This window comes from Lactiplantibacillus paraplantarum (genome assembly GCF_003641145.1).
GTDB classification, from domain to species: Bacteria; Bacillota; Bacilli; order Lactobacillales; family Lactobacillaceae; genus Lactiplantibacillus; species Lactiplantibacillus paraplantarum.
Genome location: NZ_CP032744.1, coordinates 843,296 through 870,253, shown reverse-complemented (window position 1 = coordinate 870,253; position 26,958 = coordinate 843,296). Strand labels below are relative to the sequence as shown.

Here is a 26,958-nt window from a genome sequence, read left to right as displayed (position 1 = left end):
TCATCAAACCGCGATAGCTGAACAGGAACCTAACGGGCTATTGTTCGTTTCGGTCCCGTTTACGCCAACCAAATAATCCGAGTAAACCGCTTAACGCTAAGGTCACCATTCCCGCCATGGTCAAGGTGTTCGTCGAGTTGGTCTCATCCGTTTGTGGCAACGCCGCCGCAGCAACGGGCTGCGTATTAGACATTGGTTGCTTAACTGTCGTACCAGCCACCGTAGTCTTAGCCGCGTACTTCAGCGTTGCTGAAGTCGATTGATGACGTGCCGCGACGTTCACTGTCGTATCCTCATCCGAATTAGTGACAGTATCAGTGTCATTAGTGTCGGTGACGCGGTCAGTCGCAGTGCCAATAACTTTGATAGCTGTGTCCTTACTGTCATCATCAGTGCGACCGGCATTGTCAGTTTTTGTATCAGTTCCCGCATTATTACTAGTGTCCTCGGTATTCGCACCGCCATCGCCATCGTTACTGTCGGAACCACTAGTATTGGTGCCATCCGTATCGTTATCGTCAGTCGTATCTGCAACCACTGTCACAGTGGCCACTGCCGAAACAACATTACCAGCCCCATCCGTATACGCGTACGTGACGTGATATCGTCCGGGGGTCATCGTATCGACAACCCCGCTAGTGGTAATCCGAGCATCCGTCAAGCTGATTTGAGCACCGTTTTCATCAAGCACTCGCGTTAGATTAGTCGCGCTCGTCCACTGATTACCAACGACAATGGTGCTATCTTTAACATTGACCTGCGCCGCACTCACGACGGTCACCACCATTGATGCCGTATGGGTGCCTAATTGGTCCGTAAAACTGTACGTGACGGTATACTCACCTGGGTGATTAAGTGCGGCAATACTGCGCGCACGAGTCGCACTGACCGTATACGTCACGTCGCCAATGACATTGGCACCCGTTGCATCAACTGCCGCTTGGATATTCTCTGCAGGTGTCCAGTCATTGGTCGTCGTCATCGTTTTATTGCTATCTTTCAACGTTATGCCAGTGACATTAACCGTAATTGGCTTACTAATTGTTGCATTACCGGCCGCGTCCGTATATTGATACGACACGTGATAAGAACCAGGCGTCGTAGTGTCCACAGTCCCAATCGTGGTAATCCGTGCATCGGTCAAATCAACATTTTGCCCATTCTCATCAACAACGGCGACTAAGTTGTCACTCGCCGACCAATCACTGCCGAGAATGACCGCACCGTCACTTGCCGTTATTTTAGCAGCACTAGCGACTGTTAATGTTAGGACCGTCGTTTGACCATTTAACTCATAAGCCACGTCGTATTGTCCGAGGGCCGTATAACTTGTGACAGTCGCCCCCACCGCATTCGTTATCGCCACATTAACTGCATCAATGGCATCCGCACCAGTTGTCCCAATCGCAGACGCAATACTGTCATTTGGGTGCCATGCGCTGGTAGTCACAATCGTTTTGGCATTTTCCTTCAATATCACCCCGGTCACCACAACTGCGGCTTGGGCAGTGACGACATTGCCGCCCACATCAGTATAGTGATACGTCACGTGGTAAGTGCCAGGAGTAGCTGAGTCAACCGTTCCCGTTGTCGTAACGTGAGCACTAGTCAAACTCAGCGGGTGTCCTTGTGCATCCACCACACTAATCAGATTATCAGCCGCTTGCCAAGTTGCCCCGCGCTTGATCACACTATCAGTCGCTGTAACGCTAGCCTGACTAGCCTTCACTGTAACAACGACCGTCTTAGTAATGACACTACCCGTACTATCCGTAAACGTATACCGCACGTTGTAGGTGCCTGGTTTCTGAGGATCGACCGTATCGCTAGTTGTCGCACTGACCTTAGTCCCATTAGTATCGGTGGCACCAATCAAGTTGTCACTCGCCGTCCAAGTTGTCGCTGGTCCAGCAATCACCGTACTGTCGTTAGCATCAATAATCGACTGATTGGCCGTTACCGTAATTGTGGCAGTGGCCGTCTTTTCATTACCGCTAGCGTCGGTATACGTGTACGTCACGTGATACGTGCCTGCTTGGCGCAAGTCAACCTTATCGGCACCAGCAACCGTAATATTAGCATCCACGTAACTCACGCGCTGACCCGCATTGTCCAGAATTGCGGTCACGTTATCACTCGCCGTCCACTTCGCAGCGGGATTCGTCGTCGCAACGAACGTACTATCCTTAACCGCTAGCTCAGCCGCACTAGCGACAACCGTTACGGTCACCGTTTTGCTAATCAGGCTACCGGTACTATCGGTGAACGTATACGTCACTTGGTAAGTACCAGGTGTTTGAGCATCAACCGTATCACTAGTTGTCGCAGTTGCTTCATCACCAGTCGTATCAACGGCGCCAGCTAAGTTATCGCCAGCCGTCCAGATCACACTTGGTCCAGCAATGACGGTACTGACACTGGCATTGATGGTGGAATTATTGGCCGTGACGGTAATGGTGGCGACTTGTGTATCCTGATTACCGCTAGCATCGGTGTACGTATATGTCACCGGATAAGTTCCCGCCTGACTAAGATTGATCCCATCAGCACCGCTAACCGTAATGTCAGCATCGGCAAAGTCAATCGTTTGACCAGTATTGTCCAAAATTCCAGTCACATTATCACTGGGCGTCCACTTCGCAGCAGGATCAGTCGTCGCCACCAACGTACTATCTGCCGTCGTTAATGCAGCCTGTGAAGCCACAATTGTCACGGTCGCCGTATTGTCATAAGTGGTGCCATTATCCACGAATGAATACGTCACGGTATAGGTGCCTGGCGTAGTTGTCGGCATAGCGGCATACACTTGACCATCCGCATCCGCAATCGCGTAAGTCACATCATCGGTCCCCGTACCAAGCGCAACACTGACTTCTTCAGGATTAATCGCACTAATAAAATTGTCACTAGCATGCCAAGTCGTGGTTGGCCCGGCAATGAGCGTGGTAGCTTGCGTATCAATCCAGGTTTGCCAAACGTAGGTATAAGTCGCATCGACAGTAGTTGCAGATGTGTATAAATCATTTAATTCATTGGTCGTATAAGCCTTACCCGTTTTTTGGTTAGTTGCTGCATCACGTTGCTCCCATTTTCCGGTATAGACATCGTTTGCGGTAATATCCAGTAAGCCTGCGGAAATCTGCACACCAGCCCCGCTAGGCACAGTTAACTTTGAACTTTTATTCAAGGTTAACTGCTTCAAGGCGTTATCCTCGTACAGCATCAGATAAAGACCGTTATAAATATCAGATACGTCAGTTGTATCGGCAGCATTACTCATATCAAAGCTTGAAAGATCTAAACTAGTTAACGATGAACAGTTCTCAAACATTTGCTGCATCAATACAACTTGAGACGTATCAAAGTTCGTAACGTTCAAACTAGTCAATGATGAGCAAAATCCAAACATTGCCATCATAAGTTGAACATGACTCGTATCGAAACTTGACACATTCAACTGAGTCAAATCCGCATCTAATGCAAACATTTGCATCATATTAGTGACATGACTCGTATCAAAATTTGATAAGTCTAACCTCGAAACTTTTGAATAGGCAAACATTGTAGCCATATTAGTGACATTGCTCGTATTAAAGCTTGATACATCCAGCTCAAAACTCGTCTCGCTTTGAAAACCCATTCCAAAAAACATTCCAGTCATATCAACAACCTTGCTCGTGTTAAAATTTGATAGATTCAAAGACGTTAAATGCATTGTTTGTTCAAACATCCCGGCCATGTAAACGACATTCGAGGTATCTAAATTTTCGAGACCTTCTATACTCGTAACATTTACCAATCCAGCAAATAGACCAGACGCATCGCTTGCAGCTATTACCTTATCTTCAAGCACGACCTTAGTAATTGGAACGTCACCATCCGAATTTGTTACAAATTCTTTAAACCATGGGACTGTGATTGTATTTGTATTCAAACTTCCAATAGTATATGCTATACCGTTGATAGTATCTGATTGTGTCATGTAGGCCTCAGTAGAAGCTAAAGTCCCGCCCCCGATATGTAAGACTTCATCTTCATCGACCCACCATTCACTAGTCCCAAAAATACCGCTACTGACATTGGTACTCGCATGATAGCCGGCATAGTCCTTGGCAGCACTGGTGGTATCCGACGTACTGACGGTTGCATCCAAAGCCATTATCTTGGCACTAGTCGCCACGGAAGCCGTCGCCTTCGAGTCAGCAGAACTGGTCACGGCACTACTCCCAGCCGCACCGGCTTCTGAGCTGGCCGCACTAGTCGTTGATAACGTTGCTGTCGTCCCCGTCGAAGTCGCAGCACTGCTGGCCGCGCCAACACGAGTGGCTTCGTCTGAACTGGCGCTCGTCACCACGGCACTGGCGGTCACTGTGGCAGTCGCAGAACTGGCGGCCGCGCTCGTCGCAGCTGTTGCACCAGTTGATTCAGTCGTGGCGACCGTCGAACTTGAGGTTGTCGTACTGCTGGCTTGGCTTGCTTTAGCGGCGGCATCGCTAGCAGCCACCGTCGTTGTTGCGCTCGCATTGGTTTTCTCAGTGGCAGTCGCACTGCTACTGGCCGCACGACTACTCCCTAAGGTCACACTGGACGCGGTCACATGACTTTGATCAGTAGTACTCGTGCTACTCGCATCATTGGTACTTGTCCCTTCAACTGTATCGGCCTGGGCAACAATACCAACCTGCCAGGTTAACGTTGCTAAGCCAGCGAACAGCCAAATTTTACCTTTTTTATACATCTTGTAGTGTTCTTTAGTCGTAACTGATTTCTTCATAACCGCATACCCCTTTACCCTACATTTAATACCGCCCCAGTAGGTGTCATCCACTTTGCGCAATGATGAACATTAACTGATTAGGTAAGTTTTAGGGTACACATTATGTATAAACAGCGTATGTACCCGTTTACAATTAAGTTTATTTTAAAACAGATAAACCTAATTGTAAACACACTTAACAAAGTCGACCAGCTCCAAGTAACATCTCCCCGTAATTAATTGACAAAAACACCGTTATAACGGCGCTCCAAGTGACTTCCAGCAAGTTTCGGGCCGGCCAACCGATTAACCACAAAAATGATTATTTTTCACAAACAGTCACATCACTTTGATGTGCTGCTGTCATGTGGTTTTAAAAGCACCTAACGAAGCGTTACTCGCACGTAACCTTTGCTCATTCCACTGACAGGCAGATTGCAACAGTGCAAGCAGTAATCAAGTTTGCCATTAATCACCAACAACGACTTCTTTTAGAACCATAAAAAAGACCGCTAGCTCAGGTATCTACCCAAGCTAACGGTCTTCGCAAAAAAAATCACTTAGAACTGCGATATGCCATCTATGTCTAACCATAAATAACTTCCGAACTAGACTTAGTTACTATTTTGCTAGTAACCACCATCATAGCGCCCGTCAATCATCAGTCCCAGTGATCCGTAAAACAATTTTAACTAGTCAACGAGTTCCAAGACAACCATTTGTGCACCGTCGCCACGACGAGGCATTGTCTTGTAAATTCGTGTGTAACCACCATTGCGGTCAGCATATTGAGGACCTAAGTCACTAAATAGCTTTTGCAATGCAGTTTGTACAGCCACGTTGTCGCCATCTTCCTTGACATCGGCAACGACGTCCCGCATGAATGCGGCAGCCTTACGACGGGCACTTAAATCACCCTTCTTGGCCAAAGAAATCATTTTGTCAGCAGTTGAACGAACTTCCTTAGCACGGGCTTCAGTCGTTTCGATCTTGCCGTTAACGATCAATGACGTTGTCAAATCGCGTAATAATGCACGACGTTGTGAACTTGTACGTTGTAATTTACGGTAACTCATGAACGGATATCCTCCCTTGTATTAGTCTTCTTTGCGTAATGATAACCCAAGGTCAGCTAATTTTGCTTTAACTTCCTCAAGTGACTTGCGTCCAAGGTTGCGAACCTTCATCATATCAGCTTCAGTTTTGTTAGTTAATTCTTGGACCGTGTTGATACCAGCACGTTTCAAGCAATTGTATGAACGGACGGAGAGATCTAACTCTTCAATCGTCATTTCTAACATCTTTTCCTTATGCGTTTCTTCCTTCTCGACCATCACATCAGTGTTTTTAGCTTCATCAGTGAGATTTACGAAGATTGAAAGGTGATCAGTCAGGATTTTGGCTGATAGACTAATGGCTTCACTTGGAGTGATTGAACCATTTGTCCAAACGTCTAAGGTTAACTTATCGAAATCATCACGTTGACCAACCCGCGTATTTTCAACTTGATAGTTGACACGTTCGATTGGAGAATACAATGAATCAACAGCTAAAACGCCAATTGGCATGTCATCTTCACGATGTTTGTTATCCTCAGCGGAAACATAACCACGACCAGTATTTGCGGTCATACGCATATGGAAGTGTGCCCCGTCTGCTACCGTACAAATTGGCAAGTCTGGATTCAAGACTTCTACGTCCGCATCGCCAATGATATCACCGGCAGTAACGTTCGCAGGTCCCTTAACGTCGATTTCCAACGTCTTAGTTTCGTCTGATTCCAATTTAAGTGCAATCTTCTTCACATTCAAGATAATTGCCGTAACATCTTCCGTTACGCCTTCAATCGTTGAAAATTCATGAAGAACACCATCAATTTGAATACTAGTAACAGCAGCGCCAGGTAAAGAAGAAAGAAGAATCCGACGAAGTGAATTCCCTAAAGTTGTACCATAACCGCGTTCAAGCGGTTCTACAACAAACTTACCATAGTTGTCGTTTTCATCAATTTTATGAATGTTAGGTTTTTCAAATTCAATCATTCTTATCTTTTACCCCTTTCAAAACGCGTGGTGTTTAGTAGTTGTGCGTACAAAATGAAGTTTGCCCTCAAAATGAACGTCACAGATTAAACACGACGACGCTTTGGAGGACGAGAACCATTGTGAGGCACTGGTGTAACATCGCGAATTGCGCTAACTTCCAAACCAGTAGCTTGTAAAGCACGGATAGCGGCTTCACGACCTGAACCAGGGCCTTTAACAGCGACTTCAACAGTCTTCATGCCATGTTCCATTGATGCCTTAGCAGCAGCTTCTGCAGCCATTTGGGCAGCAAAAGGTGTTGACTTACGACTACCTTTGAAACCTAATGAACCAGCTGATGACCATGCAATGGCGTTCCCTTGCATGTCAGTGATCATAACAAGTGTGTTGTTGAACGTTGAATGGATGTGAGCCACACCAGATTCAATGTTCTTCTTTACCCGACGACGACGGGTTGTCTTTCTAGTTGCCATAAAATTCGAAAACCTCCTTTATAATTATTTTTTACGTCCAGCGATGCTGACCTTTTTACCCTTACGAGTACGAGCATTGTTCTTCGTGTGTTGACCACGAACTGGTAACCCACGACGATGACGCATGCCACGGTATGAACCGATTTCTTGCAATAACTTGATGTTTAAGCTGACTTCACGACGTAAGTCACCTTCAGTTTTGTAGCCATCGACAACGGCACGGATTTTATCTTCCTGGTCAGGAGTTAAATCACGTACACGAACGTCTTCTGAAACACCGGCTTCAGCAAGGATCTTCTGTGCAGAAGTATTACCGATACCGTAGATATAAGTCAAACCAATGACAATACGCTTGTCACGTGGTAAGTCAATCCCTTCAATACGAGCCATTAATATTTCACCTCCAACTTAGTTAAATTATTTACCTTGGCGTTGCTTATGCTTTGGATTAGCAGAGCAGATAATCATCACGCGGCCTTTACGACGAATAACTTTGCAGTGTTCGCACATCGGCTTTACAGATGGTCTTACTTTCATGAGTTTTTTACCTCCTATAAGGTACGTAGACCGAACCTACTTGAAACGGTAGGTAATGCGGCCCTTAGTTAAATCATAAGGTGACATTTCAACTGTAACCTTATCACCAGGTAAGATTCGAATGTAATGCATCCGAATTTTACCTGACACGTGTGCCAAGATTTCAGCGCCGTTTTCAAGTTCAACCTTAAACATTGCATTCGGCAATGTTTCTTTAATGGTGCCTTGAATTTCGATGACGTCTTCCTTTGCCAAGTACTGTCCCTCCTTATTATCAGATTCCGTGCTACCACGTTTTGGTCCGTTAATGAACCAGTCATTGTCTAATCATAACATTAAGAAAATATTAAATCAGTCAACGGCTAAACCTGAATAAGTTTATCACAACGGCATTTGAAAAGCAAACGCCGGCGTTCAAGGAACCCCGTTTTAAAGGTTATCAAGAATCTTCTTGATATCTTTGTAGACATCATCAATGTCGCGATCACCGTCAACATTGTAGAGTAACTTTTCTTGACCGTAATAATCAATTAATGGGGTGTTCAACTTAATGTTCACGTCCAACCGATTCTTAACGGTCTCAGGCTTGTCATCATCCCGTTGATAGAAATCATGACCGCCACATACATCACAGGTTCCTTCTACCTTAGGCTTGTTGTACAACTTATGGTAAGTTGCGCCACAAGTCCGGCAAATAAACCGACCGGAAAGCCGTTCAACTAACACCGCTGGTTCAACGTGAATGTTGATAACACCATCGAGTGGTTTGTTGAGTTCTTCACCGATTTGTTTCAAAGCATGCGCTTGATCGATGTTACGTGGGTAACCATCTAATAAGAAGCCATTTTTTGTATCCGCTTCGGCTAACCGATCGCGAACGATGCCATTAGTGACTTCGTCCGGAACCAAGTTCCCCGCATCAATATACTTTTTGGCTTCCAAGCCCATTGCTGTTTCGTTCTTAATGGCAGCTCGGAAAATGTCCCCCGTTGAGATATGTGGAATATCAAAATCTTCGAGAATCTTCTGAGCTTGAGTACCCTTACCGGCACCCGGTAATCCCATTAAAATCAGGTTCATTGTTGACATGTTTTTTCCTCCTGAATGCACAAATGTGTTGAGTCTCCCCAACACATTCGCTGATTAACGAATAAAACCGACATAGTCACGTTTCATCATCAATCCTTTAATTTGACGAATTGTTTCAAGGGCAACCCCGACAACGATCAGTAAACTCGTCCCACCTAAACCAATGGATTCATCCAAACCCCAAATATCAGAAGCTAATAATGGAATTAATGAAATCAACCCTAGGTAAAGGGCACCGACTGTACTTAACCGCATTAACAATTTTGAAACCCAATCTTGAGTGTCCTTACCTGGCCAAACGCCAGGAATATAACTGCCTTGCTTTTGCAGATTCTTGGAGAGTTTTTCAGGATTAACCTGAACAAACGCATAGAAGAAAGTGAAAAGCACAATTAGAACGGTATAGAGAATCGCACCAGTTGTCGACTGCATATTAAAGATATTACTCAAAACGGTATACCATGTTTCATCACCATGACTGGCTTGAAAACCTAGCAAAATCGTTTGGGGCGTTGCAATGAAGGAACTCGCGAAAATAACAGGAATAACCCCGGCAACATTCACCTTCAATGGTAGGTAACTACTGTCAGGTGCACCAGCTGCACGGCGAGTATATTGAATTGGAATCCGGTCATTAGCTTGTTCGACCCACGTTACAAACATAACGATGATAATCACAAGCAGAGCTAACCCGACAACAAACAATCCACTCTTCCACCAGTCGCTCTGTGAAACATTGACGAACTGTTCTTGATAAATCTGATAAATCGATGTTGGCATCCGGGCAATAATCCCGGCAAAGATAATAATGGAAACCCCATTACCAATCCCACGATCCGTAATCATATCACCCATCCAAGTAGTGAGCATAGCCCCACCAGTCAGGATAACCCCGATGGTCAGGTATGTCGAAATACTTGGATCATTGACCAGCTTAAGTTGACTCAAAGAGTTAAACCCAGCTGTGATCCCAATCGACTGAACAAAGGCTAAGACAATCGTTAACCAACGTGTCGCTTGATTAAGCTTACGTCGACCAACCTCACCTTGTTTGCCCCATTCAACAAACTTAGGAACAATGTCCATTTGTAACAATTGAACGATGATTTGTGCAGTAATGTAAGGGGATACCCCCATAGCAAGGATGGAATAATTTGTTAAACCGCCACCACTGAATGTATTCAACATACTTATCAGCCCTGAAGATGCCACCGACTGAAGCGCTTGTGCATTAACTCCAGGAACTGTGATATAAGAGCCAAGACGAAATACAATCAAAACGCCCAACGTGAACAGAAGTTTATTCCTAATATCCTTTACTTTGAGAGCGTTCTTCATGGTAGTCAGCAAATTAGATCACCTCAGTTTTACCGCCAGCAGCTTCAATAGCTGCAACCGCCGTTGCAGAGAACTTGCTTGCCTTAACTGTTAACTTTTTGTTGAGTTTACCATTACCAAGAACTTTAACAGCAGAACTCTTCTTAACTAAGCCAGCTTCCTTTAATGATTCTGGTGTAACTTCGGCACCATCATCAAAACGGTTTAAGCCGTCAAGGTTAACAACCGCATATTCTTTACGGTTGATGTTAGTAAATCCACGTTTAGGAATCCGACGGTACAATGGCATTTGGCCACCTTCGAAACCGACACGAACTTTACCACGCGCCTTTTGACCTTTTTGGCCACGACCAGAAGTCTTACCTTGGCCACTTGAGTCACCACGACCAATACGACGACGTGAAAAACGTGAACCTTCACTAGGTGTTAATTCATGTAACTTCATTTAGTAGGCACCTCCTCTTTGAAAATTTGAATTACTTGATGATTTCGACATCGACTAAGTGTGCGATGTGGAAAATTTGACCGCGAGTAGCTGCGTCATCAGGTTTAACAACGGAACTATTAATCCGACCCAAACCTAATTCCTTAACGATTTTACGTTGCTTAGGAAGACGGTGAGCAGCACTGCGTACTAAAGTGATCTTTAATTGAGCCATGTTGTTTGTCCTCCCTATTCAGCTAAATGTTCGGCTGAAACGCCACGTAAAGCAGCGACTTGTTCAGCAGTCTTTAAGCTCTTTAAGCCTTCAAACGTTGCACGAACAACGTTAACTGGCGTGTTTGAGCCTAATCGTTTACTAGTAACATCATCCACACCGGCTAATTCCATGACGGCACGAACGGCGCCACCAGCGGCAACACCAGAACCTTCAACGGCAGGCTTAAGCATGATGCGGCCACCACCGTAAACACCAAGTGCTTCATGAGGAATGGTGGTACCAACCATTGGTACAGTGATCAAGTTCTTCTTAGCAGCTTCGGAAGCTTTCCGAATTGCTTCTGGAACTTCTTGAGCCTTACCAGTACCGAAACCAACGTGTCCCTTGTGGTCCCCAACGATTACTAATGCAGCAAAACGTAGGCGACGACCACCTTTAACAACTTTGGTAATCCGGTTAATGGCAACAACATTATCGTCAAGATCTAATTTTGATGGATCAATGAAAGTCATATGGTATTATTCCTCCTTTGTTAGAATTTAAGTCCGTTTTCACGAGCGGCTTCAGCCAAGGCTTGAACCCGACCATGATATAAGTAACCGCCACGATCGAAAACGACGTCAGCGATCTTCTTTTCAGCAGCGCGTTTAGCAACAACTTCACCGACAGATGCAGCCTTTTCAGTCTTGTTGTTACCTTTAACTTCGCTATCTAAAGTTGAGGCACTTGCGAGCGTTACACCCTCTACATCATCAATAACTTGAGCGTAGATGTTTTTGTTTGAACGATAAACATTTAAGCGTGGGCGCTCAGCAGTCCCAGAAATCTTACCGCGAACACGTGCGTGACGACGTTGACGTGTTTTGTTTTTATCTGGTTTGGAAATCACAATAGTCACCTCTATATATTAGTATGGACAGCTTTACGCTGCATTATTTACCAGTCTTACCTTCCTTACGACGAACATATTCATCGACGTAACGAATCCCTTTACCTTTGTAAGGTTCAGGTGAACGAACGGCCCGAACTTCGGCAGCAAAGTCACCGACAGCTTGCTTACCAATACCAGAGATATTGATATGTGTGTTATCAGGAACTTCAACTGTTAAGCCTTCAGGCGTTGCGAATTCAACAGGGTGTGAGTAACCAACGCTTAATACTAACTTCTTACCTTGCAATTGGGCACGGTAACCAACACCGACCAATTGAAGGTTCTTAGTAAAGCCTTTAGTAACCCCTTCAACCATGTTGTTAACATTTGCACGGGTAGTACCGTGTAATGCCTTCATCTTATAGTCATCAGATGGACGAGTGAATTTAACTTCGTTGCCTTCAACCGTCATCGTAATATCACTGGCGATGTTACGCGTTAAAGTCCCCTTAGGACCCTTAACCGTAACGACTTCACCAGCTTGTGATACTTCTACCCCAGCAGGTAGTTCAATTACTTTATAACCAATACGACTCACTTACTTGCACCTCCCGTCTTAATTAATGATTACCAAACGTAAGCTAATACTTCGCCACCAAGCTTCTTGGCGCGAGCTTCTTTATCAGTAATGACACCTTCTGAAGTTGAGATGATAGCAATTCCTAAGCCGTTTAAAACCTTAGGAACAGCATCAGCTTTGACATATGAACGTAAACCTGGCTTTGAAATACGCTTCAAGCCACTGATTACACGTTCGTTGTCCTTACCATACTTCAAGAAGACGCGGATGATGCCCTGTTTGTCATCATCGATGTATTCAACGTCGCGAACAAAACCTTCATTCTTTAAAATTTCAGCAATGTTGCGTTTGATTTTTGATGCAGGAACTTCTAGTGAATCGTGGCGTACCATGTTAGCGTTACGGATACGAGTCAAGAAATCTGCGATTGGATCAGTCATCATGAAAGTTTAACCTCCTTTAACTTGGGTTTGTTTTTACCAGCTGGCCTTTTTCATACCAGGGATTTGACCTTTGTGGGCCAGGTCGCGTAAGCAGATACGGCACAAGTGGAATTTACGGTAAACTGAATGTGGACGACCACAACGTTCACAACGGGTGTAGTTTTGTACGTTAAACTTTGCACCACGTTTTTGTTTAGCAATTTGTGATTTTTTAGCCAACTTCGATTAACCCCCTTCGGTTATTTAGCAAATGGCATGCCAAATTGAGTTAACAACTCACGTGATTCTTCATCACTATCAGCTGTCGTAACGATTACAATGTCTAAACCGCGAACACGGTTAACATTATCATAGTTGATTTCTGGGAAGATCAATTGTTCACGGACACCCAATGTGTAGTTACCGCGACCATCAAATGAACGAGTACTTACACCATGGAAGTCACGAACACGTGGTAATGAAACATTGATCAACTTGTCCAAGAAGTCATACATACGTTCGCCACGTAAGTCAACCTTGGCACCAATTGCCATACCTTCACGAAGACGGAAACCAGCGATAGACTTCTTTGCCCGGGTAACCAATGGTTTTTGACCGGAGATCAAAGTTAATTCTTCAACTGCTTCGTCTAAGTTTTTAGCGTTGGTAACTGCATCACCAACACCCATGTTCAAAACGATTTTCGCCAGCTTTGGCACTTGCATTACTGAAGTGTAATTGAACTTGTCAACTAATGCTGGGACGATTTCTTTTTCATATTGAGCTTTTAAACGGTTTTCCATGAAACTTGCTTCCTCCTTTCAGTCAGTCTTAGTTTTCTAAGTCTTTACCAGACTTTTTAGCGTAACGGACACGCTTGCCATCTTCACGACGAACACCTAAACGTGTAGGTTCGTTGGTTGATGGGTCAAGGTACATAACGTTAGAAGCATCGATTGGTGCTTCGATGTCCACGATACCGCCTTGTGGGTTAACGTTCGTAGGTTTTTGGTGTTTCTTGATCTTGTTAACACCTTCAACAACGATCCGGTTCTTGGCAGAGATAACCTTTTTAACAGTACCTTCTTGACCACGATCCTTACCGCTGATTACTCGAACTTTATCACCAGTTTTAATCAACATTAGGTTGCGCACCTCCTTATTTACGGTGTGTGACTACAGAACTTCTGGCGCTAATGAAACAATACGCATGAAGTCTTTATCACGTAATTCACGAGCGACTGGGCCAAAGATACGAGTACCTTGTGGCGTTTTGTCATCACGAATAATAACTGCAGCATTTTCATCAAACTTGATGTATGAACCGTCAGCACGGTGAACACCAGACTTAGTCCGGACGATCACAGCTTTAACGACATCATGAGCTTTGACAACACCACCGGGTGTTGCTTGTTTAACCGTAGCAACAATGACATCACCAATGTTAGCAGTTTTACGACCAGAGCCACCTAATACCTTAATAGTAAGGATTTCACGGGCACCGGAGTTGTCAGCAACTTTTAAACGACTTTCTTGTTGGATCACAGTAAGTGTCCTCCCTTCATGTAATTTTATTCAGCTAATAATCTAGATAATAACAGCTTTTTGAACAACTTCAATTAAGCGGAAACGCTTAGTAGCTGATAGAGGACGAGTTTCCATGATCTTGACGATATCGCCAGTTTTGGCTTCATTCTTTTCATCATGAGCCTTGAATTTCTTTGAATAACGAACACGTTTGCCGTATACCGGATGGTTCTTGTAAGTTTCGACAATAACAACGATGGTTTTGTCCATCTTGTCAGAAACAACGCGTCCTTGGATAACCTTACGGCTATTACGAGTATCTTCACTCATTCGTGATTGCCTCCTTTATACTCTACTTGTTTAACTCTTGTTCACGCAACGCAGTTTTAATACGCGCAATGTTCTTACGAACTTGTTTTAAACGAGCGGTGTTTTCAAGCTGACCAGTGGCCAATTGAAAACGCAAGTTGAAAAGTTCGTCTTTGTAAGACTTTTCTTTTTCGAGCATTTCAGTAGTGGACAATGCTTTAATTTCCTTAGCCTTCATCTGATTCGCCACCTACTTCCTCACGCTTAACAATCTTAGTTTTAACAGGTAATTTAGTTCCAGCCAAGCGTAAAGCTTCGCGTGCAACTTCTTCTGGAACACCAGCAACTTCAAACATAATCTTGTTACGTTTAACTGGTGCTACCCAACCTGCAGGAGTACCTTTCCCATTACCCATCCGGACACCAACACCTTTTTCAGTGTAGGACTTGTGAGGGAAAATCTTAATCCATACCTTACCGCCACGCTTCATGTAACGGTTCATAGCAACACGGGCAGCTTCAATCTGCCGGTTGCTGATCCAGTGTGATTCGAGGGTTTGTAAACCGTAATCACCAAAAGCAACTGTTTTACCGCCTTTAGCTTCACCGCGCATTTTACCACGATGAACACGACGATACTTAACCCGTTTAGGTACCAGCATGTTTAGTTTCCTCCTTTAGCAGATTTCTTTTCTGGCAAGATTTCGCCACGGTAGATCCAGGTCTTAACACCTAACTTACCGTAAGTCGTCCGTGCTTCGACCCATGAATAGTCGATATCAGCACGAAGCGTATGCAATGGAACCGTACCATCTGAGTATGCTTCAACACGAGACATGTCGGCACCGTTTAAACGGCCAGCAACTTGTGTCTTAATACCCTTAGCACCGGAACGCATTGTACGTTGCATGGCACCACGCATCGCACGACGGAAAGCAACCCGGCCTTCCAATTGACGCGCAATACTTTCACCAACTAATTTAGCATCTAAATCAGGCTTCTTGATTTCGATGATGTTGATGTGTACTCGCTTACCAGTTAAATTGTTTAATTCTTTACGAAGAGCTTCAACTTCAGAACCACCCTTACCAATAACCATCCCTGGTTTTGCGGTATGGATTGAAATGTTCACGCGATTTGCAGCGCGTTCGATTTCAACGGTGGAGACGGAAGCGTCGGCAAGTCGTTGTTCGATATACTTACGGATGCGTAAATCTTCGTTCAAGTAGGCAGCAAAATCTTTTTCAGCGTACCATTTTGCTTCCCAGTCGCGAATGATTCCTACACGTAATCCGGTTGGATTTACTTTTTGACCCACGCGTTATCCCTCCTATTTTTCAGTAACTGTAATCGTGATGTGGCTAGTCCGCTTGTTGATTGGTGAAGCAGAACCCTTTGCCCGTGGACGGAACCGTTTTAAGGTTGGTCCTTCGTTAACAAAGGCTTCGCTTACGACCAAATCTTCGCGATCTAAGTCAAAGTTATTTTCAGCGTTAGCAACAGCAGAAAGTAAAACCTTTTCTACTACTGGAGAAGCACCCCGTGGAGTGAACTTCAGGATTGCTAAAGCTTCGGCAACACTTTTACCTCTGATAAGATCGACAACTAGGCGGACCTTACGAGCGGCAATACGAACAGTTTTTGCAGTTGCACGTGCAGATGTTACTTGTTCAGCCATTCTTTATATCCTCCTAACTATTACTTCGTTTTCTTATCGTCAGTTCCATGACCATGGAACGTCCGTGTTGGTACAAATTCACCTAACTTATGACCGACCATGTCGTCTTGGATGTAAACTGGGACATGCTTGCGACCATCATAAACAGCGATTGTGTACCCAATGAAACTTGGGAAAATTGTTGAACGACGTGACCACGTCTTGATGACAGATTTCTTGTCAGAATCAGATTGTGCATCGATTTTCTTTAATAAATGCGCATCTGCGAAAGGTCCCTTCTTTAAACTACGACCCATCGTGTGACCTCCTCTCGATAACTACAGTAAATTCAAATTTTATTAGTGTTTGCCTGGACGGCGACCACGAACGATAAGCTTGTTTGAACGAGCCTTCTTGTTCCGTGTCTTCTTACCAAGCGTCTTCTTACCCCATGGTGACATTGGAGATGGATGACCGATTGGCGCTTTACCTTCACCACCACCATGAGGGTGATCGTTAGGGTTCATAACAGAACCACGAACCGTTGGGCGCTTACCTTGCCAACGTGAACGACCGGCTTTACCTGAATTGATCAATTCATGTTGTTCATTACCAACAGTACCAATAGTAGCACGGCTAGTTAATAGAACTAAACGAACTTCACCAGAAGCCAAACGAATAATTGCATATTTGCCTTCCTTACCAAGTAATTGTGCTGAAGCACCAGCAGAACGAGCGATTTGACCACCCTTACCTGGCTTCAATTCAATGTTATGAATAACAGTACCAACTGGAATGTTCGTTAATGGTAATGCGTTCCCAACCTTGATATCGGCTTCGACACCTGATTGAACTTGCATCCCAACTTCCAAACCTTTTGGTGCTAAGATATATGATTTCACACCGTCAGCGTAAACTAATAATGCAATGTTAGCTGTCCGGTTAGGATCATATTCGATTGCTTTAACGGTTGCTGGAACTTCATCCTTAATCCGCTTAAAGTCAACCAAACGGTATTGTTGCTTATGACCGCCGCCACGATGACGAACAGTAATGTGACCATAACTGTTACGACCGGCAGTGTGACTTTGTGAGTCTAATAATGACTTTTCAGGCTTCGTTTTAGTGATTTCAGAGAAATCTGAAGCAGTCATATTACGACGGCCGTTAGTGGTTGGTTTATACTTCTTAATACCCACTAGAGTTACCTCCTAAATTAGATTTATTGTTGATCGTCGTTGAACAACTTAATTTCGTTAGAATCAGAACTCAAGGTAACAATGGCCTTACGACGCTTCTTAGTGTAGCCGGCGTAACGACCTTGGCGCTTGAGCTTGCCTTTAACGTTCATAACGTTAACCTTAACGACCTTAACGTCGAAGATTTCTTCGATTGCTTTTTTAACTTGTGTTTTTGTTGCCTGTACGTTGACATCAAATGTGTAGCGCTTGTCGTCCAAGTCAGCCATTGATGATTCAGTAACTACAGGACGTAAAATTACATCGCGTGCTTCCATTATGCGAGCGCCTCCTCTAATTGATCGAGGGCTTTTTGGGTAACGACTAATTTGTCACTATTAGCGACATCTAAGACGTTAACACCTTTGGCTTTTAGGATCTTAACATTTGGTAAGTTACGACCTGCCAAAGCAGCCTTTTCATTGTCCTCTTCAACCAAAACAAGAGTCTTGGTATCGACGTTGAGGTTATTTAATACATTTACAAATTCCTTAGTCTTTGGTGCGTCGAAAGCTAAGCTATCAACTGCAACTAAGCTGTTGTCTAAGACCTTTTGTGAAAGGACAGACTTCAAAGCTAAGCGCATAACCTTCTTAGGTAACTTGTAACTGTATGAACGAGGGGTTGGTCCGAAGACAATCCCACCTTTACGCCATTGTGGTGAACGGATAGAACCTTGACGCGCACGACCAGTACCCTTTTGACGCCATGGTTTACGACCACCACCGCGACGAGCACTACGGTTCTTAACTGCGTGAGTTCCTTGACGCATTGATGCACGTTGCATCAAGATGGCATCAAAAACCACGTTTTCGTTTGGTTCAATACCAAACACAGCGTCGTTCAAAGTAACGTCACCATTTTGCGTACCGTCTTGTTTAAATAATGCTACGCTAGTCATGTATTATGTCCTCCTTCCTTATTTACTCTTAACAGATGTTTTAACTGTTACAAATGACTTGTTGGCGCCAGGGACATTCCCTTTAATTAATAAAACGTTGTTTTCAACGTCGGCACGAACAATTTGTAAGTTTTGCATCGTCCGTTGGTGATTACCCATCCGGCCTGGTAATTTCTTACCTTTGAATACCCGGTTGATGATGGCACCCATTGAACCAGGACGACGATGGTAACGAGAACCGTGAGCCATTGGTCCACGACTTTGGCCGTCCTTATGGATATTACCTTGGTAACCATGACCTTTAGTGATACCCGTAACGTCTACGGCGTCGCCAGCTGCGAAAATATCCGCTTTGACTTCGTCACCTACTGTGTAATCTCCAAGCTCAACATTACGAATTTCACGAATGAAGCGCTTAGGAGTCGTTTTTGCTTTTGCTGCATGACCTTGAGCAGGTTTGTTCGTCAAGACTTCGCGTTTGTCGTCAACACCTAATTGGATTGCTTCGTAACCGTCGTTTTCAACGGTCTTAACTTGCAACACAACGTTAGGTTGAACTTCAACAACTGTAACGGGAACTAATTCGCCGTTTTCAGTGAAGACTTGCGTCATTCCTACCTTTTTCCCTAAGATTCCTTTAGTGGTCATGAGTACACCTCCAATTAATTGATTTTAGTTTAGTAAATTAAAGCTTGATTTCAATATCTACACCGCTAGGCAAGTCTAACTTCATTAATGAGTCGACCGTCTTAGGCGTTGGGTTAACGATATCGATTAACCGCTTGTGAGTCCGCATTTCGAATTGTTCACGTGAGTCCTTAAACTTATGTGGTGAACGTAGAACGGTATAAATAGTCCGTTCAGTAGGCAATGGAATAGGACCTGAAATAGTAGCACCAGTTCTCTTTGCCGTTTCGACAATCTTGTCAGCTGACTGATCAAGAATGCGGTGTTCGTATGCCTTTAAGCGAATACGAATTTTTTGCTTTGCCATTGTTGTGACCTCCTTCGTCTATTTTGAAAATAAGACTAGCTCCGTGAAAATTACCGCCACGTCCCATGACAATGTGGCCGGGCGTGTCGCAACCTTTCACATCAAAGCTAACTACGACTACTTGATGATGGGGATATAGTTATCCCCTTCTAAATACCAAGCACAATCTATAATAAATGAAAAGCTCTGTAATAGCAAGTGTTTTCGCACTTTTTTTATAACCATCGTTGTAAACCGTGTTACCTTTTTTGAACCAGCTCAATTAATGTAACATAAAATCCACTTGATTAATAGCGTTTGCGCCTAATTTATTTGAGTTAACACTTTATTTTGATATGATACGATCGTTTTCAACGACCAATTTCAATTCATTCTGGTAACGACCTACCACCGCCCACACATCAGCTAGTCAGTTATTTCATTTACGCGTTTGTATTGACGCTGTTGTTAATCATAGTTAACACAACCCATGATTAAGTTCAAAAACAGCCAACTTAAAATCCATTGAAAAAAGTCTTGACTGGCATAGATCTGCTTGGTTGCTGCCTATTACCAGAACGTGTTCGAGTCAGACTACCAATGATATGCGGACAGTTCCCCCGTTCTTAAATCGCCACATTAGGATTGAAACGTCTAAAAAATAATCAATGGCACTTTGATATTTGATTGAAGTTCCAGTACCCAGATAGGTAATAACCAATTGTACCGAGTGACGTGCCATTCATTTGCCATGCGGTCGCTTACCGAAATATGCTCAGTGGCAATGCTCAGTAACTGTATTATTCTAAGCCGCAAGTAAATTTCTTCTGGCTTAGAATAGGATTCATATTTGAGACTGGGCGGGTTGGGTACGGCGCAGATTAATGGCGGCTGCATTTTTACAATTGACCCATGGCTCTGAAAACCAGCGTAGAAGGAACACAGACTGACGAACAACAATCCAACTCACTGGCACGTTGTTAGCATGCTTTATGTTAAATAATAACTAGTACAATATTTTTTACTTCTATAATAATGTAGCGAACTGCTAGTTGTCGCCTTAACAAAAAAACGAATTGCCCGCTTCTCCGATTTAAGGGAAGCAGTCAATTCGTTTTTTTAAACAAGCCAGTCTATCCAATATTAAGACATCATGGCGCCATAATTTGATGGGTCACCGCTGCCAGTGACTCAACCAAATCGACCCCTTGGGACATCGTCGCATCTTGATTGGTATAAATCGCAATCACATAGCCTTGAGGATCACGGTGCTGGTCATAGACATGCCCAATACTATTGACCTGCCATCCTAAGCCATTGTCGCTCAAATCCATCCAACCGTTTTTTAACTGGTAATTAGGTGCCGATTTGGAAACACCCCAGCTTTGTTCATGGCTCACGGTTCCCATGAGATTTTGAATATAGTGTTTGGATCGCTTAGTCAAATAATCCGACGGGTAATAGATCGTTCGTAACAGCCGCACTTGATCTGCTGGCGTCGTCTTCGTCATACTCCATGAAGACAAGTTAGCCGTCGTATGTGTCATTTTCAGATTCTGATATAAATTGTTCAAAGCACCATAACTACCTAGACCGTTACTCAGTAATCCAGTAGCGGCATCATTGTCACTATTGCGAATCATCGACTCAGCCAAGGTTTGCTCTCCAGGCGTAAAAGTTAAGTTTCCCTGATCACGCTGATGCAACAGCTCGGTTAGAATACTTGCCTTAACGGTACTAGCGACATAGTAACCACTACCATCAGTATCCTTAGTATACGTGACCGTCTGTTTAGTTCGTGGGGAATACATCGCAATTCCGACCTTAACCGTTTGGCGATCAATAATTTTCTGCCACGCTGACAATAACTGCTGCCGTTGACGCGTTGGACTAACTGTTGAGTGTTTGGCCAAGTGCTTAGTTGAGCGCGCTGTCGCCTGCTTAGTCGTACTAGTCGCAACTGACGACTCGCTCTTCGTTTGCTGATGCGGTGCAATTTTGCTAGCTTGATAACTCGAAAACGAGCCCAGGACCCCGATACAGACCACCGCCACGCTAATCAATAAACGCCGCTGATAAATATGTGGGCGCCGTGTCAGCCATTGATAACCCACATAGTCAACCACGGCTAGCACTAAGGCCAATGGCAATATTCCAACATAGCGAAGCGGGTGCGTCGCGCTATCGAACAGCCACACCAATGGCCAATAGTACAAATACCACAAGTAACCGACCATTAAAACGTGCCACTGGCGGATCGTTACCATTACTGGTTGTACCATGAATAGCAGCCAACTACTCCCAATACAGCCAATTAGTAACCAGCCTAGTTGTAGCCAATGATTTTGAAAGGCGCTCATGTGACAACCAATCAGCATCAAAACTACATAACCAAGTAGCGCAAAATTAACATCAACTGGTCCACGCTGAATAGCTCGCTCAGCATGCGAAGTTTGCCGCTTGGTCGCAATTAAGCTGCCAATTGCAAACGGAAGCAAAAATAAACTTGTTGGCAACAGACTCCCAGTCCGTGTGAACAACCAGCCCCCATTAAACACAATGGTTAGGAGTATCAGAACCAAGTTACTGATCATCACCGTGCGTCGCCAAGATAATTGCCATATCATGACAACTTGCACGGTCGAGCGCAACCACAATAATCCTAAAATATAAATGAGTACCGGCCACAGGTGGGAGAAAACGTTATGCATTGCCCCCGTTGTACCACCAAGTGTCCAGATCAGTGATCGGACTGGTAACGTTGTCTCACCATATATGTGCACAAAAGAAGGCTCCATAAGCCAACTTACACTCAACACCAACACTAGTAATATCAGTAGACTCTGTAGGATAAATGCAACTTCGGTAACCATTGACAAGGGGTGTTTGGTTTGGTGCCGCGGCATCAGACGTTGCGTCACGGCACCCCCAAGAACCCCCATAATAAGTGCAAAACTTACAACTTCCCCGTTAATACTAGTCAATACCTGACTAATCCCCATCAGTATGACACCAACTAAACCTAACCCGTACCACTGCTGAATCTTCATGAGTGACTCCTTTACGGGTTTAATAACAACCTTAACTTAACCTAAAAAGCATTTTACCATAATCAATTAATTATTTATAGTTAAGTTCGACAACCCTAGCTTTTCATCAACAGTGGCATTTAACATTTATTAATGGCTAGTTATGACAATGTACTGACAATCGTTGCGCTTTTTCCCATGTTTAACAGTTAATTAAAACTAACAATTCCATAAAAAAAGAACGTTCAGCCATAGCTGAACGTTCTTCATATGATTAATCAAGCTTACTTGGCTGGAGTGCCGCCATTCTTCTTGATAATATCTTCTTGAACTGACTTTGGAACCTTTTGGTAATGATCAAAGGTCATTGTGAAAGTCCCACGACCTTGAGTTGCTGAACGTAATGTGGTTGCATAACCAAACATTTCAGCTAATGGTACAAAGGCGTGAACTTCTTGAGCGTTCCCACGTTCTTCCATACCTTCAATGTTACCACGACGGGCAGTAACGTGGCCCATAACATCACCTAAGTAATCTTCTGGGGCAACGATATCAACCTTCATGATAGGTTCAAGGATAACAGGGCCAGCAGTCTTAACCGCATTCCGCAATGCTAATGATGCGGCAATCTTGAAGGCAGCTTCACTAGAATCGACATCATGGTAAGAACCATCATAGAGCTTAGCCTTAACGTCAACCAAAGGATAACCAGCTAACACACCGTTAGCCATAGCTTCCTTCAAACCTTGTTCAACTGAAGGAATGTATTCGCGAGGAACAACCCCACCGACGATGGCATCTTCGAATTCGAAGCCTTTACCTTCTTCGTTAGGTGTAAATTCAACCCAAACATCCCCATATTGACCTTTACCACCAGATTGGTGAACGAACTTACCTTGAACTTGAGTGCTCTTAGTAAAGGTTTCACGGTATGAAACTTGAGGCGCGCCAACAGTGGCTTCAACGTTAAATTCACGCCGCATCCGGTCAACGATGATATCCAAATGCAATTCACCCATCCCGGCGATCAAAGTTTCACCAGTTTCAGGGTTAGTTTCAGCCTTGAAAGTAGGATCTTCTTCAGAAAGCTTTTGTAAGGCAACGTTCATCTTATCTTGGTCAGCCTTAGTCTTAGGTTCAACGGCAACCTGGATAACTGGGTCAGGGAATTCCATTGATTCCAAATGATATGGATGTTCAATCGAAGTCAATGAGTCACCAGTCGTTGTGTTCTTCAAACCAATCGCAGCGGCGATATCACCAGAGAAGACTTCTGGGATTTCTTTCCGTTGGTTAGAATGCATTTGAAGTAAACGACCAACCCGTTCACGCTTGTCCTTAGTTGCGTTCAAGACGTATGAACCAGATTCCAAAGTTCCTTGGTATACCCGGATGAAAGTCAAACGACCAACGAATGGGTCAGTAGCAACCTTAAATGCTAAGGCAGCGAATGGCTTGTCATCACCGGCAATTAAGTCAACTTCTTCTTCAGTATCAGGATCAGTGGCCTTGTAAGGCTTAACATCAAGTGGTGATGGTAAGTAGTCCACTGTAGCATCCATCAACATCTGAACACCCTTGTTCTTGAAGGCTGAACCAGCTAATACTGGGAAGAATTCAAGTGCTAACGTACCCTTACGGATGGCAGCTTTGATTTCATCCTTGCTGATTTCTTCACCGCCAAGGTACTTTTCCATGATGCCGTCATCGATGTCAGCTAAGGCTTCGATTAAGTCATCACGAGCAGCTTGGGCTTCTTCTTTGTATTCATCAGGAACGTCAACCGTATCCCATTCAGTACCAAGTTGATCTTCATCATAAAGGTCAGCCTTCATTTCGATTAAGTCAATGACCCCTTCGAAATTATCTTCGGCACCAATTGGTAATTGGATAGCGTGGGCGTTAGCTTGTAAACGATCATGGATCGTGCTTACAGAGTACTTGAAGTCCGCACCAATCTTGTCCATCTTGTTAACGAAAACGATCCGGGGAACGTTATACGTTGATGCTTGACGCCAAACTGTTTCAGTTTGAGGTTCAACACCAGATTGGGCATCCAAAACGGCGATGGCACCATCTAAAACCCGAAGTGAACGTTCAACTTCAACAGTGAAGTCAACGTGTCCTGGGGTATCAATGATGTTGATCCGGTGGTTCTTCCACTGTGCCGTAGTGGCAGCAGAAGTAATCGTAATCCCACGTTCTTGTTCTTGGGCCATCCAGTCCATTTGTGAAGCACCATCATGGGTTTCACCAATTTTGTGAATTTTACCAGTATAGTACAAGATCCGTTCAGTTGTCGTGGTCTTACCAGCATCGATATGGGCCATAATACCAATATTACGGGTCTTATCGAGTGAGAATTCTCGTGTATTAGCCATTAGAAAATGTGTTACTCCTCTCAATTTAAATGGAATTAACAGTATAAAGCTTGTTTCAAAAAATGACTACTATATGCGCACATATAATAGTCACCTTTTTTGTGATTAGTTAAAGGCGACCTTTAACCATTTCACGGAAATATTACCAACGATAATGAGCGAAGGCACGGTTGGCTTCAGCCATCTTATGCGTATCTTCACGCTTCTTAACAGAAGCACCAGTATTGTTAGCAGCATCCATGATTTCACGAGCTAACCGGTCGGACATGGTATGTTCGCCACGTGAGCGAGCATATTGAACGATCCAACGAAGGCCAAGGGTCGTCTTACGATCTGGGCGAACTTCGATTGGAACTTGGTAGTTAGAACCACCAACACGGCGGGCCTTAACTTCAAGTACTGGCATAACGTTCTTCATTGCTTCTTCGAAGACTTCCAAAGGATCGTTACCAGTTTGTTCTTTAATTTGATCAAAAGCATCATATAAAATAGTTGATGCGGTACCGCGTTTACCATCTAACATTAAGTGGTTAATTAAACGCGTTACTAATTTAGAGTTATACATTGGATCTGCTAAAACTTCGCGTTTTGCAGGTGCACCTTTTCTTGGCATTTAACTTACCTCCTTATTATTTCTTTGGCTTCTTGGTACCATACTTGGAACGGCTTTGGCGACGATCTTCGACACCAGCAGTATCCAAAGCACCACGGATAACATGGTAACGAACACCAGGTAAATCCTTAACACGACCACCACGAATTAAAACAACACTATGTTCTTGGAGGTTATGACCAATACCAGGAATGTAAGCTGTAACTTCAATTAAGTTAGATAAACGTACACGGGCATACTTCCGTAAAGCCGAGTTAGGCTTCTTAGGAGTCATGGTACCGACACGAGTAGCAACCCCACGCTTTTGTGGTGCTGGGTTGTTAGTTGCAACCTTCTTGTAACTGTTATACCCAAAGTTTAATGCTGGGGCATTTGATTTTGATACTTTAGACTTACGGCCTTTGCGAATTAATTGATTAATTGTTGGCATGTTCTAAAGTGTCCTCCTTCCAAATATCTGTTTTTTAAGTCCACACATCCAGGTGGTTCTTTTTTTAGCAAAAGAAAAATCCTGAACCGTGGTAATTGTGCGCTTAGCCGACCAGTCAGCATGTCTGTATTCCTGATACAGGAATCTGTCTGCAAAAAGCACCTTTACTAGACTATCATGACATACCGAAGTTGTCAATAAATGTTATGCAAAAATAGCTGCGCTTTACATTGCGTATCTTAATAAATGAAAGGTGGTCCTCAACATGTTAACCAGTGCGCTTTTTATTACCGGCCTCTGTCTGGGCTCGTTCATTACTTGTATGGCAGAGCACATTAGCAGTGGACACGTACTCATTAGCCGTCAGCGATCACAGTGTCCACACTGCCGACATCAATTGCGATTCTGGCAATTGCTACCATTACTCGGCATTTTGCTTCAACGGGGACGTTGCCATGACTGTCGCGCCACAATCAGCATTCGTTCTAGTCTGATTGAATTGCTTTGTGGTGTTCTACTGGCGACTAGCAGCACATCGTTTTTGCTAACGTTGCCACTCCTACTTGGCTACTTGGTGTTGATTTTCAATAGTCTTACTGATTATCTCACTTTTGAAGTCTACCCGCTAACATTGCTCCTGCCGGCCGGACTTGGCTTGTGGCAACAACGGCCACCCCTGACAATCAGTCTTTACCTCGTACTCGTCCTACTAGTGGGACTATACTTATTAGCTCGGCTAACTGCAACCTTTGGCCTCGGTGATGTTGATGTTCTCCTCATGCTCGTCTTCATCATTCCAGCTGATACACTGTTGACCTGCCTTGCCATTGCAGCCGTTGCCGCACTAGTCGGCTTTATCATCGGTAACCCACGACATCGCTTACCATTCGTCCCCTTCATCAGTTGGAGCTTCATCATGGTCACCCAACTCACGGGCCTCGCATAAACACTGCTGTTGCAAGCTATGATCAAAACATTCCACAGTAAACTTTATTAATTGTGCATCCTATACCGGCCTCCAGGCCTGTGTGCCAATTATAGGGCACTTCATGTCCACCGCGCTCCAGCAACTAGCAGAAATGCCTGGAGCGCGGTGCAGGATGCACTAGCCAGGCAAGTTGACACAA

Annotated in this window: 35 protein-coding genes; 1 reads left to right on the top strand and 34 read right to left on the bottom strand. The window is 44.2% G+C overall.

Annotated elements, in window-relative coordinates; all coding sequences use genetic code 11:
- Positions 1-37 precede the first annotated feature (37 nt).
- The 34 genes from LP667_RS04195 to rpsL all read right to left on the bottom strand — a co-directional run bounded on the left by LP667_RS04195 (position 38) and on the right by rpsL (position 25,831).
- The gene (locus LP667_RS04195) at positions 38-4,774 is read right to left on the bottom strand and encodes a bacterial Ig-like domain-containing protein (protein WP_021732442.1); all 4,737 of its coding nucleotides are present in this window, start codon (positions 4,772-4,774) and stop codon (positions 38-40) included.
- A 674-nt stretch (positions 4,775-5,448) separates the two neighbouring features.
- Entirely contained in the window at positions 5,449-5,832 is a 384-nt protein-coding gene (gene rplQ / locus LP667_RS04190) for a 50S ribosomal protein L17 (protein ID WP_003641268.1), read from the bottom strand.
- Between the two features lie 21 nt (positions 5,833-5,853).
- Positions 5,854-6,798, bottom strand: coding sequence for a DNA-directed RNA polymerase subunit alpha (locus LP667_RS04185; RefSeq protein WP_003641267.1), 945 nt, complete (start codon positions 6,796-6,798; stop codon positions 5,854-5,856).
- 86 nt (positions 6,799-6,884) lie between these two features.
- Positions 6,885-7,274, bottom strand: a complete 390-nt coding sequence (gene rpsK / locus LP667_RS04180; protein ID WP_003641266.1) for a 30S ribosomal protein S11 — start codon at positions 7,272-7,274, stop codon at positions 6,885-6,887.
- Positions 7,275-7,298: 24 nt separating this feature from the next.
- On the bottom strand, positions 7,299-7,664 hold the full coding sequence (gene rpsM / locus LP667_RS04175; protein ID WP_003641265.1) for a 30S ribosomal protein S13: 366 nt from the start codon (positions 7,662-7,664) through the stop codon (positions 7,299-7,301).
- 27 nt (positions 7,665-7,691) lie between these two features.
- Positions 7,692-7,811 carry a 50S ribosomal protein L36 gene (rpmJ, locus tag LP667_RS04170; RefSeq protein ID WP_003638083.1) on the bottom strand — a complete coding sequence of 40 codons (120 nt, stop codon included), beginning with the start codon at positions 7,809-7,811 and terminating at the stop codon, positions 7,692-7,694.
- Positions 7,812-7,847: 36 nt separating this feature from the next.
- Positions 7,848-8,066, bottom strand: coding sequence for a translation initiation factor IF-1 (gene infA / locus LP667_RS04165; RefSeq protein WP_003638082.1), 219 nt, complete (start codon positions 8,064-8,066; stop codon positions 7,848-7,850).
- Between the two features lie 174 nt (positions 8,067-8,240).
- Positions 8,241-8,891: an adenylate kinase gene (locus tag LP667_RS04160; protein WP_279628460.1), complete on the bottom strand. Its 651-nt coding sequence runs from the start codon at positions 8,889-8,891 to the stop codon at positions 8,241-8,243.
- A 63-nt stretch (positions 8,892-8,954) separates the two neighbouring features.
- The gene (gene secY, locus LP667_RS04155; RefSeq protein ID WP_033609630.1) at positions 8,955-10,250 is read right to left on the bottom strand and encodes a preprotein translocase subunit SecY; all 1,296 of its coding nucleotides are present in this window, start codon (positions 10,248-10,250) and stop codon (positions 8,955-8,957) included.
- 1 nt (position 10,251) lies between these two features.
- Positions 10,252-10,683, bottom strand: coding sequence for a 50S ribosomal protein L15 (gene rplO, locus LP667_RS04150; protein ID WP_003638079.1), 432 nt, complete (start codon positions 10,681-10,683; stop codon positions 10,252-10,254).
- Positions 10,684-10,714: 31 nt separating this feature from the next.
- On the bottom strand, positions 10,715-10,897 hold the full coding sequence (rpmD, locus tag LP667_RS04145) for a 50S ribosomal protein L30 (RefSeq protein WP_003641261.1): 183 nt from the start codon (positions 10,895-10,897) through the stop codon (positions 10,715-10,717).
- A 14-nt stretch (positions 10,898-10,911) separates the two neighbouring features.
- On the bottom strand, positions 10,912-11,412 hold the full coding sequence (rpsE, locus tag LP667_RS04140; RefSeq protein ID WP_003638077.1) for a 30S ribosomal protein S5: 501 nt from the start codon (positions 11,410-11,412) through the stop codon (positions 10,912-10,914).
- A 20-nt stretch (positions 11,413-11,432) separates the two neighbouring features.
- A complete protein-coding gene (gene rplR, locus LP667_RS04135) occupies positions 11,433-11,798 on the bottom strand; it encodes a 50S ribosomal protein L18 (protein WP_033609629.1) in 366 nt (121 codons plus the stop codon).
- 34 nt (positions 11,799-11,832) lie between these two features.
- Complete coding sequence (gene rplF, locus LP667_RS04130) at positions 11,833-12,369, bottom strand: 50S ribosomal protein L6 (RefSeq protein WP_021732438.1); 537 nt, start codon at positions 12,367-12,369, stop codon at positions 11,833-11,835.
- A gap of 29 nt (positions 12,370-12,398) precedes the next feature.
- Complete coding sequence (rpsH, locus tag LP667_RS04125; RefSeq protein ID WP_003638074.1) at positions 12,399-12,794, bottom strand: 30S ribosomal protein S8; 396 nt, start codon at positions 12,792-12,794, stop codon at positions 12,399-12,401.
- Between the two features lie 33 nt (positions 12,795-12,827).
- Complete coding sequence (locus tag LP667_RS04120; protein ID WP_003638073.1) at positions 12,828-13,013, bottom strand: type Z 30S ribosomal protein S14; 186 nt, start codon at positions 13,011-13,013, stop codon at positions 12,828-12,830.
- Positions 13,014-13,033: 20 nt separating this feature from the next.
- Positions 13,034-13,576: a 50S ribosomal protein L5 gene (gene rplE / locus LP667_RS04115; RefSeq protein WP_003638072.1), complete on the bottom strand. Its 543-nt coding sequence runs from the start codon at positions 13,574-13,576 to the stop codon at positions 13,034-13,036.
- Between the two features lie 28 nt (positions 13,577-13,604).
- Complete coding sequence (gene rplX / locus LP667_RS04110; RefSeq protein WP_003641258.1) at positions 13,605-13,916, bottom strand: 50S ribosomal protein L24; 312 nt, start codon at positions 13,914-13,916, stop codon at positions 13,605-13,607.
- Positions 13,917-13,949: 33 nt separating this feature from the next.
- Positions 13,950-14,318 carry a 50S ribosomal protein L14 gene (gene rplN, locus LP667_RS04105; protein ID WP_003641257.1) on the bottom strand — a complete coding sequence of 123 codons (369 nt, stop codon included), beginning with the start codon at positions 14,316-14,318 and terminating at the stop codon, positions 13,950-13,952.
- Positions 14,319-14,360: 42 nt separating this feature from the next.
- The gene (gene rpsQ, locus LP667_RS04100) at positions 14,361-14,630 is read right to left on the bottom strand and encodes a 30S ribosomal protein S17 (protein WP_003638069.1); all 270 of its coding nucleotides are present in this window, start codon (positions 14,628-14,630) and stop codon (positions 14,361-14,363) included.
- A gap of 22 nt (positions 14,631-14,652) precedes the next feature.
- Positions 14,653-14,847 (bottom strand): 50S ribosomal protein L29, encoded by a 195-nt coding sequence (gene rpmC, locus LP667_RS04095; RefSeq protein ID WP_003638068.1) that lies wholly within the window; start codon positions 14,845-14,847, stop codon positions 14,653-14,655.
- Entirely contained in the window at positions 14,837-15,271 is a 435-nt protein-coding gene (rplP, locus tag LP667_RS04090) for a 50S ribosomal protein L16 (RefSeq protein WP_003641256.1), read from the bottom strand. The genes rpmC and rplP overlap by 11 nt, the downstream gene beginning before the upstream one ends.
- Positions 15,272-15,273: 2 nt before the next feature.
- On the bottom strand, positions 15,274-15,927 hold the full coding sequence (gene rpsC / locus LP667_RS04085; protein ID WP_003638066.1) for a 30S ribosomal protein S3: 654 nt from the start codon (positions 15,925-15,927) through the stop codon (positions 15,274-15,276).
- Positions 15,928-15,939: 12 nt separating this feature from the next.
- Positions 15,940-16,287, bottom strand: a complete 348-nt coding sequence (gene rplV / locus LP667_RS04080) for a 50S ribosomal protein L22 (RefSeq protein WP_003638065.1) — start codon at positions 16,285-16,287, stop codon at positions 15,940-15,942.
- Between the two features lie 20 nt (positions 16,288-16,307).
- Complete coding sequence (gene rpsS, locus LP667_RS04075) at positions 16,308-16,583, bottom strand: 30S ribosomal protein S19 (protein ID WP_003638064.1); 276 nt, start codon at positions 16,581-16,583, stop codon at positions 16,308-16,310.
- A gap of 42 nt (positions 16,584-16,625) precedes the next feature.
- The gene (gene rplB / locus LP667_RS04070; RefSeq protein ID WP_021732437.1) at positions 16,626-17,465 is read right to left on the bottom strand and encodes a 50S ribosomal protein L2; all 840 of its coding nucleotides are present in this window, start codon (positions 17,463-17,465) and stop codon (positions 16,626-16,628) included.
- Between the two features lie 23 nt (positions 17,466-17,488).
- Entirely contained in the window at positions 17,489-17,782 is a 294-nt protein-coding gene (gene rplW / locus LP667_RS04065) for a 50S ribosomal protein L23 (protein WP_003641254.1), read from the bottom strand.
- Positions 17,782-18,405 carry a 50S ribosomal protein L4 gene (rplD, locus tag LP667_RS04060; RefSeq protein WP_021732436.1) on the bottom strand — a complete coding sequence of 208 codons (624 nt, stop codon included), beginning with the start codon at positions 18,403-18,405 and terminating at the stop codon, positions 17,782-17,784. The genes rplW and rplD overlap by 1 nt, the downstream gene beginning before the upstream one ends.
- 18 nt (positions 18,406-18,423) lie before the next feature.
- Positions 18,424-19,053 carry a 50S ribosomal protein L3 gene (gene rplC / locus LP667_RS04055; protein ID WP_021732435.1) on the bottom strand — a complete coding sequence of 210 codons (630 nt, stop codon included), beginning with the start codon at positions 19,051-19,053 and terminating at the stop codon, positions 18,424-18,426.
- A gap of 37 nt (positions 19,054-19,090) precedes the next feature.
- On the bottom strand, positions 19,091-19,399 hold the full coding sequence (gene rpsJ / locus LP667_RS04050; protein ID WP_003638059.1) for a 30S ribosomal protein S10: 309 nt from the start codon (positions 19,397-19,399) through the stop codon (positions 19,091-19,093).
- 1,130 nt (positions 19,400-20,529) lie between these two features.
- On the bottom strand, positions 20,530-22,428 hold the full coding sequence (locus tag LP667_RS04040; RefSeq protein WP_021732434.1) for a serine hydrolase: 1,899 nt from the start codon (positions 22,426-22,428) through the stop codon (positions 20,530-20,532).
- Positions 22,429-22,691: 263 nt separating this feature from the next.
- Complete coding sequence (gene fusA, locus LP667_RS04035; protein ID WP_021732433.1) at positions 22,692-24,788, bottom strand: elongation factor G; 2,097 nt, start codon at positions 24,786-24,788, stop codon at positions 22,692-22,694.
- 142 nt (positions 24,789-24,930) lie between these two features.
- Positions 24,931-25,401, bottom strand: a complete 471-nt coding sequence (rpsG, locus tag LP667_RS04030) for a 30S ribosomal protein S7 (RefSeq protein ID WP_021732432.1) — start codon at positions 25,399-25,401, stop codon at positions 24,931-24,933.
- Positions 25,402-25,417: 16 nt separating this feature from the next.
- Positions 25,418-25,831, bottom strand: a complete 414-nt coding sequence (rpsL, locus tag LP667_RS04025) for a 30S ribosomal protein S12 (protein WP_003641249.1) — start codon at positions 25,829-25,831, stop codon at positions 25,418-25,420.
- Positions 25,832-26,096: 265 nt separating this feature from the next.
- Between rpsL and LP667_RS04020 the strand changes: the two genes are divergently transcribed.
- Entirely contained in the window at positions 26,097-26,777 is a 681-nt protein-coding gene (locus LP667_RS04020) for a prepilin peptidase (protein ID WP_033609628.1), read from the top strand.
- Positions 26,778-26,958: the final 181 nt, after the last annotated feature.